The sequence below is a fragment of the Paenibacillus sp. BIC5C1 genome (assembly GCF_032399705.1).
Taxonomy (GTDB): domain Bacteria; phylum Bacillota; class Bacilli; order Paenibacillales; family Paenibacillaceae; genus Paenibacillus; species Paenibacillus taichungensis_A.
This window is the reverse complement of sequence record NZ_CP135922.1, coordinates 2,140,867-2,153,046: the sequence shown is the minus strand read 5'-3', so window position 1 is coordinate 2,153,046 and position 12,180 is coordinate 2,140,867. Positions and strand designations below refer to the sequence as shown.

The 12,180-nt window shown below is 46.7% G+C and carries 13 protein-coding genes and 1 tRNA gene; 5 read left to right on the top strand and 9 right to left on the bottom strand.

The genetic code is table 11. The features are described from left to right. Window positions 1-217: 217 nt before the first annotated feature. From RS891_RS09895 to RS891_RS09865, 7 genes are all read right to left on the bottom strand, one after another. Window positions 218-1,432 carry a M14 family metallopeptidase gene (locus RS891_RS09895; RefSeq protein ID WP_397333645.1) on the bottom strand — a complete coding sequence of 405 codons (1,215 nt, stop codon included), beginning with the start codon at window positions 1,430-1,432 and terminating at the stop codon, window positions 218-220. 242 nt (window positions 1,433-1,674) lie between these two features. Beyond that, window positions 1,675-2,484: a glutamate racemase gene (gene racE, locus RS891_RS09890; protein ID WP_113052883.1), complete on the bottom strand. Its 810-nt coding sequence runs from the start codon at window positions 2,482-2,484 to the stop codon at window positions 1,675-1,677. 225 nt (window positions 2,485-2,709) lie between these two features. Next, window positions 2,710-3,096, bottom strand: a complete 387-nt coding sequence (locus RS891_RS09885) for a YtxH domain-containing protein (RefSeq protein WP_113052812.1) — start codon at window positions 3,094-3,096, stop codon at window positions 2,710-2,712. Window positions 3,097-3,283: 187 nt separating this feature from the next. Beyond that, the gene (locus RS891_RS09880) at window positions 3,284-4,189 is read right to left on the bottom strand and encodes a DUF4261 domain-containing protein (RefSeq protein WP_181586529.1); all 906 of its coding nucleotides are present in this window, start codon (window positions 4,187-4,189) and stop codon (window positions 3,284-3,286) included. Window positions 4,190-4,200: 11 nt separating this feature from the next. Further along, complete coding sequence (locus RS891_RS09875) at window positions 4,201-4,662, bottom strand: DUF86 domain-containing protein (protein WP_090895506.1); 462 nt, start codon at window positions 4,660-4,662, stop codon at window positions 4,201-4,203. 173 nt (window positions 4,663-4,835) lie between these two features. Next, complete coding sequence (locus RS891_RS09870; protein ID WP_063564906.1) at window positions 4,836-5,123, bottom strand: Dabb family protein; 288 nt, start codon at window positions 5,121-5,123, stop codon at window positions 4,836-4,838. Window positions 5,124-5,300: 177 nt separating this feature from the next. Then, complete coding sequence (locus RS891_RS09865; RefSeq protein WP_397333647.1) at window positions 5,301-5,801, bottom strand: phage holin family protein; 501 nt, start codon at window positions 5,799-5,801, stop codon at window positions 5,301-5,303. Between the two features lie 438 nt (window positions 5,802-6,239). On the opposite strand from RS891_RS09865, the gene RS891_RS09860 reads away from it, so the two are divergent. After that, window positions 6,240-6,836, top strand: coding sequence for a helix-turn-helix domain-containing protein (locus RS891_RS09860; RefSeq protein WP_024629188.1), 597 nt, complete (start codon window positions 6,240-6,242; stop codon window positions 6,834-6,836). A gap of 679 nt (window positions 6,837-7,515) precedes the next feature. Here the strand turns inward: RS891_RS09860 and RS891_RS09855 are convergent. Next, window positions 7,516-8,670 carry a sn-glycerol-1-phosphate dehydrogenase gene (locus RS891_RS09855; RefSeq protein ID WP_315795183.1) on the bottom strand — a complete coding sequence of 385 codons (1,155 nt, stop codon included), beginning with the start codon at window positions 8,668-8,670 and terminating at the stop codon, window positions 7,516-7,518. A 160-nt stretch (window positions 8,671-8,830) separates the two neighbouring features. On the opposite strand from RS891_RS09855, the gene RS891_RS09850 reads away from it, so the two are divergent. Further along, on the top strand, window positions 8,831-9,010 hold the full coding sequence (locus RS891_RS09850) for a hypothetical protein (protein WP_113052816.1): 180 nt from the start codon (window positions 8,831-8,833) through the stop codon (window positions 9,008-9,010). A 60-nt stretch (window positions 9,011-9,070) separates the two neighbouring features. Here the strand turns inward: RS891_RS09850 and RS891_RS09845 are convergent. Next, a tRNA-Leu gene (locus tag RS891_RS09845) sits at window positions 9,071-9,154 on the bottom strand. A gap of 235 nt (window positions 9,155-9,389) precedes the next feature. On the opposite strand from RS891_RS09845, the gene RS891_RS09840 reads away from it, so the two are divergent. From RS891_RS09840 to RS891_RS09830, 3 genes are read left to right on the top strand one after another with little or no spacing between them, the layout of a single operon-like run. After that, window positions 9,390-10,577: an adenosylhomocysteinase gene (locus RS891_RS09840; protein WP_181586530.1), complete on the top strand. Its 1,188-nt coding sequence runs from the start codon at window positions 9,390-9,392 to the stop codon at window positions 10,575-10,577. 40 nt (window positions 10,578-10,617) lie between these two features. Then, window positions 10,618-11,610, top strand: coding sequence for a Gfo/Idh/MocA family protein (locus RS891_RS09835; protein WP_315795182.1), 993 nt, complete (start codon window positions 10,618-10,620; stop codon window positions 11,608-11,610). Window positions 11,611-11,667: 57 nt separating this feature from the next. Next, window positions 11,668-12,063, top strand: coding sequence for a DoxX family protein (locus RS891_RS09830; protein WP_315795181.1), 396 nt, complete (start codon window positions 11,668-11,670; stop codon window positions 12,061-12,063). The last annotated feature ends 117 nt before the right edge of the window (window positions 12,064-12,180 follow it).

The following is a 12,180-nucleotide window of genomic DNA, read 5'->3' as shown; positions in this document are numbered from 1 at the left end:
ATGATTAATGCACTGAAATAAAACAGCACACGTTATAGTCACACCCATCATTACCCGTTCCGGAGAGATCCGGAACGACCGATGAACTATGCAGATTAAAAAAACGAACGCCGGTAACAGCGCCCGTTCCTGTTATACGAGTGGACAACCCGTAAGTTTCATGTTACCCCATCCAAATTATGTGAAGTCAGGTTTCATGGGTTCTCAGTTTCCCCTGTTAATACTCTCGATGTGATAATAATTCAGCCAACAGCATGCCAACCTCTACGCAGATGTCATCGAACTGATCCATAGGCAGCGGGTTGACTCCGAGTCCCACTTCTACCGTGAAGCCAGGCTTCCGAAACTTCTGAATGAACCAATCTTTGTACCCCGCATCACTTCCACCCAGCTTAACTGCCTTGTACCCTGAAGCCCTTGCCAATCTGCGTGACAGCGGGGCACTCTCCTTTGGCTCCAAATCTCGGTAGTTCCAATAAATTTCCTGTCCCTGGCTGTGCAGTGAAACGACGGCATCAAATGAATGCTGCTCGGTCCACTGTGCAAGTGCCCACGCCTCTGGTTCCGATAAAGGCGCCGTTCCTGCATAATCTCTGGGCCCTGGAGTCGTTATCCCTCTTCTGGCTGCCTCTTCCTCCCAATAAGCCGGAAATTGGTCGTTAAGGTCTACTCCCCTAATATTGGACTTCCAATGCGTAAAATGGGAGCGTCCGGCATTCCATGCCAGCAGCTCTTCTGCATGGGGATGATCATTGACCACGCCCTCTTGCACCAATTCAACTCCATCCGGGTTGACCATGGGCACAGCCCACAGTGTGGTTTCCTGCATCCAGCGTTCCGTCTGGAATTGATGCCACGGCGTATGTGTGCTGTAGGCATTGGCGTATTCTTCAATGAACCGCATCAGAACCGCCGTTGTCAGCCACTCATTCGCATGAACAGATGCGTTAACATGAATATGTCTGGGTCCTTGACCCAAACGCAGATAAGGCAAATCCTTGCCCATGACACTACTGCCTATCGAGCCAATCTCGATAAATGGATATTTCTTTTCCAGCAAACCGATATCACGATTCATTTCACGGTAACCATACTCTCCTTGCAGCTTGACGATAGTTTTTCCATTTGAATCCGGAATATGAATACATCGTCCGCACCATTCCGGAATGCTCGCTATTTCTGGATTGGCCTCGCGTAATTCTTCTTCAATCAGTCCAAAACGAAATGCAATATTGGCCACTTTTTCTCCCGGTTGTACTGCGTACCTGCGCCCAGTTCCTGGCGTAATGCGCAGCATCTGTCCTGTCAGCAAATAGGGCTGGGACGCTGTTTCCGGGTTGAGAGCGGCCAGTAACTCCCTGGTCATATGGTTCGCTGCCGCAATACGCGACAAGGTATCTCCCTGATGAACAATAATCCATTGCAGCTCCATGTCGATCTCCTTTCCCTCAGGAAATTGTGTAATCTCCTCTCCTTTTCTCGCTTGTGTCCTTACTGTATGTAATATGTATGCCGATCTGGTTGTCCGTCATGTGACATGAATCGCGTAAATCCCTCCAACATAAGAAAAACATGATAACATTCCGAAACTCTTACACTTTCTCATATGATCAAAAAAATCCCGGAACACTAAATGTTCCGGGATTCTTGTAAGCCTAGAAATCAAAAAAAACGCTATGATAATTGCGTAACCTGCCACACAACTGGCGTTTTGGAGATCTGCTCTCCCAACCATTGGCGAGTAATATTCTGGAACATGCGTGGATCACCTGTGCAAAAAAACTGATGGACCGGCGTCTCATCCCCACTAGCCAGCTTTCGTTTATCATACAAAATCGTACTAATTTCCCTCGCCGTTTCATCTGCCGAACTAATCAGCTTCACTTCCTGCCCCATAACCTCCTGAATGGTATCCATGAGAAAAGGATAGTGCGTACAACCCAGAATAAGACAATCAATTGGCTGCTGCTTAATTTCGCCTAAAGATTGCTCCACCGTACTTGTCGTTTGCTCGGAACGGAATTCGCCTTGCTCCACCAGTGGCACAAGTGCCGGACAAGCCTGACTGACCACATCAATATAGGGGGACAACTGTTTGAGTGCAGATGTATACGCACCACTACCAATAGTTCCCACGGTGCCAATGACACCGATGCGTCCTGTGCGTGTCGCTGTGATGGCTGCTCGTGCTCCCGGATGAATGACACCAATGACAGGCACATTCACCTTAGCTCGAATATAGTCGAGCGCTGCTGCCGTAGCCGTATTACAGGCGATAACGATAACCTTCGGATCGAACTGGATCAAGAAATCAACGATTTGTTCCGTGAATTGTTTAACTTGTTCGGACGAACGGGGTCCGTACGGTGTCCGGGCAGTATCTCCAAAATAGATGATCTTTTCCCGTGGGAGCTGACGCATCACTTCCTTGGCGACCGTCAACCCCCCTACACCGGAGTCTAATATAGCGATTGCTTGCTGCACGAACACACCGCTTCCTTCTTCATTGAATTGATTCTGTTAACAAATTGGTTCCCAGAGCTTTCTCCCTACCGTATGAATGTTCAGGCAAAAAGGTACCTACATCTTACCCGATTTCATCGCAGGGTTCAAACAAAATGCCATATCGTACAACTCCTGTACGCCCATGCACAACAAAGCAGGCTCCCCTCCAGATGGAGGAAAGCCTGCTCGCATTTAAGCTTAGCTTTAGATGCTGTCTTTGGAGTCGTCGGCAGGAAGCTTCGCGATGACTTCAATGCCTGACTCATTCGCTGCATCTGCATCGATGGAAGAATCGGAATCAGTAATGACGGCGGATACGCGCACTTCTTTACCTTCAGCGCAATTGCGCCAGGATTGAATATCCTGGATAACGACATCTGCCGTCTCTTTTACTTTGGATACGATCTGTGCGCTTTGTTCTCCTACCTTGCTAGCCAGTTCCTGACCTTTCTCACTCACCTGACGTGCACCTTCCGAAATATCTTGACGAAGTTCCCGTCCGGATTTTGGCGCCAGCAGCAAAGCTGTCACTGAACCTACAACCGAGCCGATTAATGCTCCCCACAACAAACTTTTGTTAGAATCCTTCACGTCGCATCTCTCCCTTTACCTTAAATGAAGTACCGAATAACGAAGCAACAGCCTGTTGCTCGTCAATCCGGGCGAATGCCTACTCTGTTGATGCAGTATAAGCAGCAAGGGCTTGACCTGACACTCGGATACCAAAAAAAATTCCGGATACCGTTTTCCGCACCTTCTGACGTTATCGAGATATGTCTCAAGTCTGCCGCGCCGGCTCAAGCGGAGCAGCAGCATGTTCATCACCTGGGTCCAGATCAATCACATATCGTCCTGGTGCAATCAATGCCGCTTGATGCTCACAACGCCAGCGTCGCCCCCCGGAAGATCCCAGCGTCTGTCCATCCTGAAGAACATCTCCCTGATCAAATATGTAATAGGCGGCACCCAGTAATGTCTGGGCTACCGTATCCGGATCAAGCCCAATGAAATGACACTGTACATCAGGCACGCCAAGTGCTGACAACCCTACCGTGTCCATAACCAGCTGACGCTGCTCCTCCGTACCCCCAGCCTGATACATGCGCACATTCATCGCAGCGTAGAGATGTTCCTCACGCTCCTGTGACAGCACATAGGCTTCCGGTTCAACCAACTTGTCACTTCCGTACCAGTATAACGCCTCACAAGGCATCACTTCCATAACAGCCTGAATCGTCTTTTGGAACAATTCGAGTCGCTGTTTGCGCGGCATGGCAGCAGTGAACATATCATGAAGCCGGATCGAATATTGGATCGTTTCCATAGCTTGTCCTGCTTCTGGCCAATGCCAGGCTTGCTGTAAAGCCCCTCCAAAGCGGGCGCGATCTACAATCTCAGTAATAGGGAGCATGCAAGTCTGTGCTGGAATATTACCTTCCTGAAAAGAAACCTTATGGTCCAGATGGTAGAAAACCAGCATCTCGGGATTATGTTCCTCATTGCCCTGCTTCACGTCAAGCCGGACTTGTCCGGTATGACGGCTCAGTGCATCCTGCAAACGCCCCTGATCTATAATGGGACGTTCCTGAAATAACAGCTCAATCATATATACCGGATGAAATCCGGATGGTATGTCGTTCATTTCATTATTTCTCTCACGATCTTCTTTCCATTCGTTCGTCATGCTGCTTCCCCTCATTCCTTGCTCTGTCCCTCAGCCTGTGCAGTCTGGAAAGGCCCGAGTTCTTTTTCCACATAGGTATTGACCTGATGGGAAAAATGTTCAAGCACGCCAGGTAAGTCACTGCTCAGCGGATGCAGTTCAGACCGCTCCCAGCTGTAATAGTCCTGAACAAGCGGCTTGCGCAACGATACGAGGCGACTCAGCACCTCATAGGTTGCATGATCAAAAACCTTCTCTTCATGGTTAATTTGAATAATATCGTCATAGCTGCTCGCATCACGCATGATGAAGCCGTCAATCAGATAACTCCCCACATCCGTAACGATTTCAATTGCGAGATGAAGGCAGCGTTCCTGTACCAAACCCAGCATTAGACTGCCATCCCAAGCTTGTGACGCGCGGCGAAGACCTTCAGCCACCTCCGGTACGGCAGCAAGCCGGCGGGCAATCTGTTCTCTATTTACGTAATACAATGTGTTCACTTCCCGTTCAGTGAATTATCGGTTCCTTTTTCCTCTTCGCTTCAGCCAAAATAACATCACAGGACAAGCGATCAGAAACACGACAAAAATATATAAAAATTCCATAACGTCTCTTAAATCGCTCATGCAGAGTCCCCTTTATCCAAAGTAGAATGAATAACAGATTAGATTTCGTAGTCCACTGCAATCGACTGCTCTCTGACCTCGTTCATATACTTGATGACTTCCTGATGCAGCGGATGCACCTGATATGCCTGAAGATCTTCCAGTGATGCAAATTCTGCCGTAAGTGAGATGTCAAAAGATCTGTCCGAACGAAGCACGTCGATACCTACTTCGAGCGAGACCAGAACGTCAATTTTCCCTTGCAGATTGCGAAGAACATTCGCAGCAGCTTCAATACTTTCAGGAGAACGATCTTTCATTTTAAACAGAACAATATGTTTAATCATCAGACAAGCACCTCATTTGAGTAAAATAATTGGTATGAATGAATTTTCTTGTATCCAAAATATATCATAACGTCCTCTATTACGAAAGGATACTTGGAAACGTTCTCTTAAAAGACAATCTATTCGGGGCTGCTTTCATTCGCCCTGGATTTCTTTTGAGACAGATTATCCGTCTGTTCACTTTGGTTTGTCTGTTTTTTCTGGGTCCACTTCTGCTGCTTGTTCTTTTGTCTCCTTATTCTCCACATTCGGCTGTGGTTGAGGCCATTCCCTGTCAGACAACCCCTCCTGTTTTTTCAGAACCGCTATAGCCTGTCTGAGCTTATCAGGCAATGGAAGCCCAATGCGGGCATAATTTTCGGTAATAGATATCAGCTCATTCACCAGATAAAAGTAGATGGCTCCCCCTTTAATGATGTCAGTCCCCATGAGCATGTCAATTCGGTGGGCAAGCAGAATAACCGTAAGCATGAGACCTTTGCGCGCAAGCCCCCAGAATCCAACATTACTATTCAATCCTTTTCCTGTTCTTACTGCCGCAGCGAGACCCGTAATATAATCCACAGCCATTGCAACCGCCAGTAAGCTAAGCAGTTGATCCCATCCACCAAAAGCAAACGTCATGAAAGCCCCTGAAATGGCAGCAAAGGTACTTACGGATGGACTCACGTTTCTCACCTCTCCCTCTCACTCAATCTCCATACAAGATATGTAAGAATAAGAGATTTTGACAGTCCACATGCCTGCTTAACACGCGGATTTCTAATTTCAGATTTGTGCACATTGGAAATGAATTCCTTTAACGGAAATCGAGTTTTTATGGGTAAATCAGGGAAATAAACCGCATCATATCAACAAAAAATAGATAAAAGCACTAAAGTCTCATTAATAGGTAATTAGACTCATTTTATTTTTGTTCATTATCTATTTGATCCCTTAAATTTAGTGAAACATTGTAATCTAGGAATATACTAGGATGTGAATTGCGTCTGGTCTAGTTCATAATTCCTCCTTTGTAGCGGATTCACGCATCCACTCATTTGAAACAGGTGCACCCGGCACTTGAAAGTACCCCCATACTTATTGTAGTATTTGGTTAAAAAAATCGGAGGAAATATGCCTAATCAACCAGAACAACATTCCATCCAGGCGTGGTCTCTGATCAACCGTAAATATTTGGGAAAAGGCGTCCGTGTTAAACGATTCCGAAAACCGACACGCTGTCAAATCCGCAACCGTGTTCTTCTTGCCGTGCTGATGGCCAATGATATCAAGTTGTCTCAGCTCGCCGAAGATCTATCCATCTCTTCACGCAGCGTCAGCGCGTGGGTGTATGAAGGACGGATACCCGGCAGTACCAATTTGGACAAGGCATGCCAATTGCTCGGCTACCCGCGCCACATTCTTTTTAACGAAGAAGTGGTACGCAAAAGCCCTGTCATTTGTCAGCCCGAGCCTTCCCGCTTCATGAAGCGTACGGTGACCCGTTCTCCGGTTAGCAACCGTATTCTGACAGGCTTGTGTATGGTCCATGATTTGTCGGTGACAGATGTCAGCCACTGGATCGGGGTTCACCCCGGCACTTTCCGCAAATGGCTGCATCAGGGAACGCTGCCTTCTGCTGCGTTTCAGGAACAAGCGGAACAATTTTTCCGCATCCCGAAAACTATTTTGTTCGCAGATGTCATCTTGAAAGATCGCCACAATAACTAAATTAGCGAACAACCAAAAGGCTCTGCCCTCTCCCCAACGGGAGAGGCAGAGCCTTTTTTAAATAACACTTATATCTTCAGATTAAATTATATTAGGTTACGATTTCTTCAGTCGTGTGAACTCTCTATCGTCTCTCAAGGATGGTATGCGGTCCTCTTGCCCTCCAACCAGCTTTGTATGCATCATTCCCTTCATCTCAGTAAAGGCTTAACCTGCGCCTGTACAGCTTGCTCTCTGTCGAGGCGAAAATCTCCTTGTCGAAAGGCGCGGCGACTAAACTCATATATACCTCATCAAATGCTACCCAACCATTCCATTAAGTCATTGATCATTAAAAAAATAGAACTTCATCGTTAGCTTCATTTTTATGATATATTTGTACTAACAATTTAATTCAACACTTCTTATAAAATATAAAAAAAAGCCTGTCCCCTAAGGAAGTAGGCTTTAATTAACACTTTAATTCAATATGAATAACGTTTGACCCGATCCATTCTAAACCCTTGCATGACCGTGCTCTTCAAAAATTATCTAGATATATTACTTTCCAATCAACCGCCAGCTCCTCTACCGTAAACAACGACACTATCTTGTCTCATACATTACATTATTCCCTCTAAAATTTGTACGTACAACTGAATGCGTAAGAAAACACTTGTTCATATTATTTCTTTCATCCTTATTTCGAACCCACGTTAAGATTCTCGTTGATATATTTCAGTCCTGTATAGCGATCCCGAAGCAAATGAGCTGTGGTGAAAGCATGTTCTACCATCTCCATGGATACACCCAGTTGTTCAGTTGTTGTAGGGCCCCCGACTTGCTCAAGCCAAGCTGTAAGCTGCGATGCATCTGGCAGATTATTATACACATCGAAAACCGGTTCGCCAGATTTTTGTGCAAGATCTTTGTATTTTACGGTAAGCAATGCACAGGCTACTCCCACCTTGGCTCCATGCAAAACAGGCTTGTGCCCAGCTTCCATCAGGTCCATCTCCCACCGATGAGACAGATGATGTTCTCCACCGGATGCCGGACGGGAATGATCAATGATCAGCATGGAAATGCCGGAAACAATCAGCGCATCCATCAATACAGTCACACCATCGGCCCGTCCTTCAGCGATACCTTTGATATTCTCCACACAGGTCGTTAGTGCTTCTTCCGTCATACGGTAAGCTACGGGGCAGAACGGTTCTCCGCCCAGATCCCTGGAAACCACCCAGTCCGCCAGTGATGTATATTTACCAAGCATATCTCCAAATCCAGCAGCATTCATCTCTTGAGGGGCTTGCTCCAAAATATCGACGTCCGCGAAAATAGCTTCAGGCGGTACCGCCTGGAACGTCTGTTTAACGCCGCTTACAATAAGAGGTGCACCTGCCGAGGTAAATCCGTCAACTGAAGCTGCCGTAGGTACTGACAGAAAGGGCTTGTTCATTTTGGAGCAAACGAATCGCACCAGGTCATGAATGGTTCCTGAACCAGCAGCAATGATCGCCTGGCTTTCCTGTTTCACACCCAGCAGTACCTGCACAATCCCGCCCTCATCGGCGATCACGTCACCTGCTTTGTTCTCTGGCATGCCTATCTCATCCACATGAACGCCTGCTTCTCGAATGATCTTTACCACCTCGTGTCCTGCTGCCGGACCCGTAAATCGATCATATACCACGGTTACATGTCTGTACCCTTGCCCGGACAAATACCCAGGTAACCGCTGAATAGCTCCATGCTCCAGATAGACCTGCATTTGCACCAACCGATGACCATGCCCACAAGTACAATTCTTCGCTTCTTCGTTCCATGTGGCAATTCGCTCGTTCATATTCATTCCGCTCTCAACCTCCCTTAAGAAATATCATGCATAATTACATGGTTAAAACCACAAAATGAAAAAAGGAAATAAAATGTGAGTATTTTCCTGATCACACTTTACTTCCTGTAATAAAAATTTGCAAACCCCAAACTTACATTCCCAAGCAGGTGAACCTATGAAATTAACCAAAGAAATAGGGATTTCTCTCGGATTTCTCGCAGGAACGACATTTGGCAGCGGCATCGCTTTTTTGTTTCGCTTTCAGGCGTATGAGGTCATGGCCAGTGTTGCACTCTTTGGTATTGCTGGAGCGATTACAGGCCTTTGTGTGCAACAATTCATATTCAATAAATAAAAAAAACAAAAAAAGCTCGCGAATTGCCTTTAGAGCAATTTCGCGAGCTTTTTTCTTCGATGCGGTCGAGAGGACTCGAACCTCCACGGGGGTTAGCCCACACGGACCTGAACCGTGCGCGTCTGCCAATTCCGCCACGACCGCATAATATGTATCTTCTCATCATGGATGAAAAGCATTCCGGTCAAGCAATTGCTTGTTTTACCGTAATTAAGAGTATACATGCTCTCAAATAAGTTTGCAACACCTTTTTTCTAAGCTCCAATGAAAAGGACATATGTCCTTTTTTAACTCCATCAAACTCCCTATCGTAGACAATAAGCAGATCATGTGTCCTGTTTGGACACGCTATACCTTGCATAGAAAAGGGGAGTTTTGCATGACGATCAAGAACACAACGCATGAACGTATTGAAGAAGGAAAACGCAGCATTCACTGGACGGAAATGCATATGCCCCTACTCGGCGAATTGAAGTCCCAGTTTGCCAAAGAGCTTCCTTTTGCTGGCTTAACCATCGGTATTTGTATTCATGTGGAGCCCAAAACAGCTGTGTTATGCCGCACACTTCAAGCAGGTGGAGCCAACGTTGTATTGACTGGCAGCCCGGGTACAACCAAAGACCCCGTCGCAGCAGCTCTGCAGGAAGAAGGCATCACGGTATATGGTCAACGTGCGGACAGACGCAATGAACACCTGCAAAATATCCACAGTGTACTTCGTCACCAACCCCATCTCCTTATGGACAACGGGGCTGATCTGGCACGTACCTTCATTCAACAGTATGATACTAATTCTCTAATTGGTGGTACGGAGGAGACCACGACTGGGGCCAATCTGCTGCGTGAAGAGACGGGTGAGAACATTCCTTTCCCGATCATTGTCATTAATGACAGTCCACTCAAACGGATTATGGAAAATGAACATGGTGTCGGACAGACCATTATTGAAGGTTTTATGCGTACTACAAACCTCATTCTGCCCACACGTCGTTTCGTCATCGTAGGTTATGGAACCTGTGGACGAGGCATTGCCAGGTATTTGCGGAATCTGGGCAGCCAGGTCGTCGTCGTTGAAACCGATCCGATTGCTGGCCTGGAAGCGGCGCTGGATGGATTCAGAGTGGCACGATTGGAGGATACGTTTGCATTTGCCCAAGTGTATATTACTGTCACTGGCCGTCCTAACGCCATTCTGAAGGAACATTTTAATCAAATGAATGACGGAACGATCCTCGCCAATGCCGGACATTTTTCTTGGGAGATGGATCTGGAAAGTCTCCGTCAAGAGGCGGAGCATACGGATCAACTGACAACAGATATCGAACAATTTACATTAGCAAATGGACGTCGACTCATGCTACTTACTCAAGGCGAGATGCTGAACCTGGCCGGTGGCAGTGGCAACCCTGCCGAAACGATGGATCTGGGCTTGTCCCTGCAAGCCGCCTCTCTCCTATATCTTGTACAGCAACGCCAACATCTCACCCTTGGACCACAGCCGGTTCCTCATAGCGTTAACAACACCATTGCCGGACAGATGCTGAAGCATTTGAGCTACAAAATCTAATCCGTGTGATTGGTGATCTGCATTTAAAGGAGAGATTCACATGAAAAAAGCGAAACTTTGTTTTATCGGTGCAGGATTCCATGCATCCACGAATATATATCCATCTGCTGTTGAAGCAGGAGCAGAAATTCAGGCCATCGCCACCCGCAGTATTGAACGATCTGAGGCGGCTCTCCTTCGCTTTGGTAGCAGCGGGAAAGCGTATGACAATACTCAGCTGATGTTACAAAATGAAGACTGTGATGGCGTGATTGTTGTGGCGCAACCAGAGGATCAGACATCACTTGCCCTTGAATGCATACGCGCTGGCAAAAATGTATACGTGGATAAACCCCTCGGATGGAATGCTGCCGAAGCTGCCGCTGTGGCTGAAGCTGCTCAAAAGGCGGGTGTGGTTGTCATGGTTGGATTCATGAAACGATATGCTCCGGTCTACATGAAACTCAAGGAACTGATTGATGGTGGATCATTGGGCAGAGCACGTTCTTTCCAAATGAAATTCGCTGTAGACAGCACACCATTCTGCAAGGATGAGGAACAATTCATGAAGCTCGCTGCCATTCATATGGTCGATCTAATGCGTTTTCTGTTCGGGGAAGCGGTACAGGTCACAGGTACAACGGTTAAAGACGGAAAACATATTAACCAGAGCATTTCGCTGAAATTTGATCACGATGTGGTGGGTAGTGCCTACTTTGCTGGCATGAGTGGCTGGTCCCGTGAGAGTGAAAGTGTACTAGTCACCTTTGACGACGGGTTTGCCTTAGCAGACGAAATCAACACACTTACGGTTCATCAATCTCGCACAGGGGACAACCTTCCCTGGAAATCCCTTGAAGAGCAAGATACTGTTTTCACTCCCTCCGGCTCTCCCATGTCAGGCGCTTATCGCGACCTCTACTTACGAGGATTTGTAGGGGAAATGGCTCATTTTATGGAATGCTGCCAGAACAAATCTGATCCACGCTCCAGTGGTAAGGATAATATTGAAACCATGGCGCTATGCGATACCATCCTGGCGTCCCTGATTTGATGTTTACACGTTATAAAGACAAACATGTTATACAATCTGAGAAGAGGGAATAAACATATGTTAGACGCCGGATTACTTATCATTCGACTTGTTATTGGTTTCATTATGTTGGGTCATGCATGCAAGAAACTGTTTGGCTGGTTTGGTGGAGAAGGCATATCAGGAACAGCTGAATTTTTCGGAGCGATTGGTCTGAGGCCTGCAAAAGTTATGGCTGTTTGTGGAGGCCTTATGGAGTTGTTCGGCGGATTTCTGTTTGGGGCAGGCCTTTGGATTGGTTTTGCTGCCATTTTGCTCATCATCCCGATGGTCGTTGCCATAGCGAAAGTTCATGCTAGTAAGGGACTTTGGAATCTGAACGGAGGATTTGAGTACAACCTGGTTATGCTTGGATCGTTAATCGGTGTTGCACTTGCGGGTGCAGTGGCGTATTCTTTGGACGCTTTAATCTAATCTAGCTTTCCAATCCTGAGAACCTCGATGTTTCGTGATACGAAACAGGGGTTCTTTGTTGTTTTATCTTCATGTAGATGTATGAGATGGGGTTTATAATCCAAGGGAGAAGTGATA

What these genes read in the sequence shown, in the direction of transcription:
- RS891_RS09895 (WP_397333645.1), bottom strand. Translation starts at nt 1,432, where the DNA reads ATGGAGCTGCAATGGATTATTGTTCATCAGGGAGATACCTTGTCGCGT.
- RS891_RS09880 (WP_181586529.1), bottom strand. Translation starts at nt 4,189, where the DNA reads ATGACGAACGAATGGAAAGAAGATCGTGAGAGAAATAATGAAATGAAC.
- RS891_RS09870 (WP_063564906.1), bottom strand. Translation starts at nt 5,123, where the DNA reads ATGATTAAACATATTGTTCTGTTTAAAATGAAAGATCGTTCTCCTGAA.
- RS891_RS09860 (WP_024629188.1), top strand. Translation starts at nt 6,240, where the DNA reads ATGCCTAATCAACCAGAACAACATTCCATCCAGGCGTGGTCTCTGATC.
- RS891_RS09855 (WP_315795183.1), bottom strand. Translation starts at nt 8,670, where the DNA reads ATGAATATGAACGAGCGAATTGCCACATGGAACGAAGAAGCGAAGAAT.
- RS891_RS09850 (WP_113052816.1), top strand. Translation starts at nt 8,831, where the DNA reads ATGAAATTAACCAAAGAAATAGGGATTTCTCTCGGATTTCTCGCAGGA.
- RS891_RS09840 (WP_181586530.1), top strand. Translation starts at nt 9,390, where the DNA reads ATGACGATCAAGAACACAACGCATGAACGTATTGAAGAAGGAAAACGC.
- RS891_RS09835 (WP_315795182.1), top strand. Translation starts at nt 10,618, where the DNA reads ATGAAAAAAGCGAAACTTTGTTTTATCGGTGCAGGATTCCATGCATCC.
- RS891_RS09830 (WP_315795181.1), top strand. Translation starts at nt 11,668, where the DNA reads ATGTTAGACGCCGGATTACTTATCATTCGACTTGTTATTGGTTTCATT.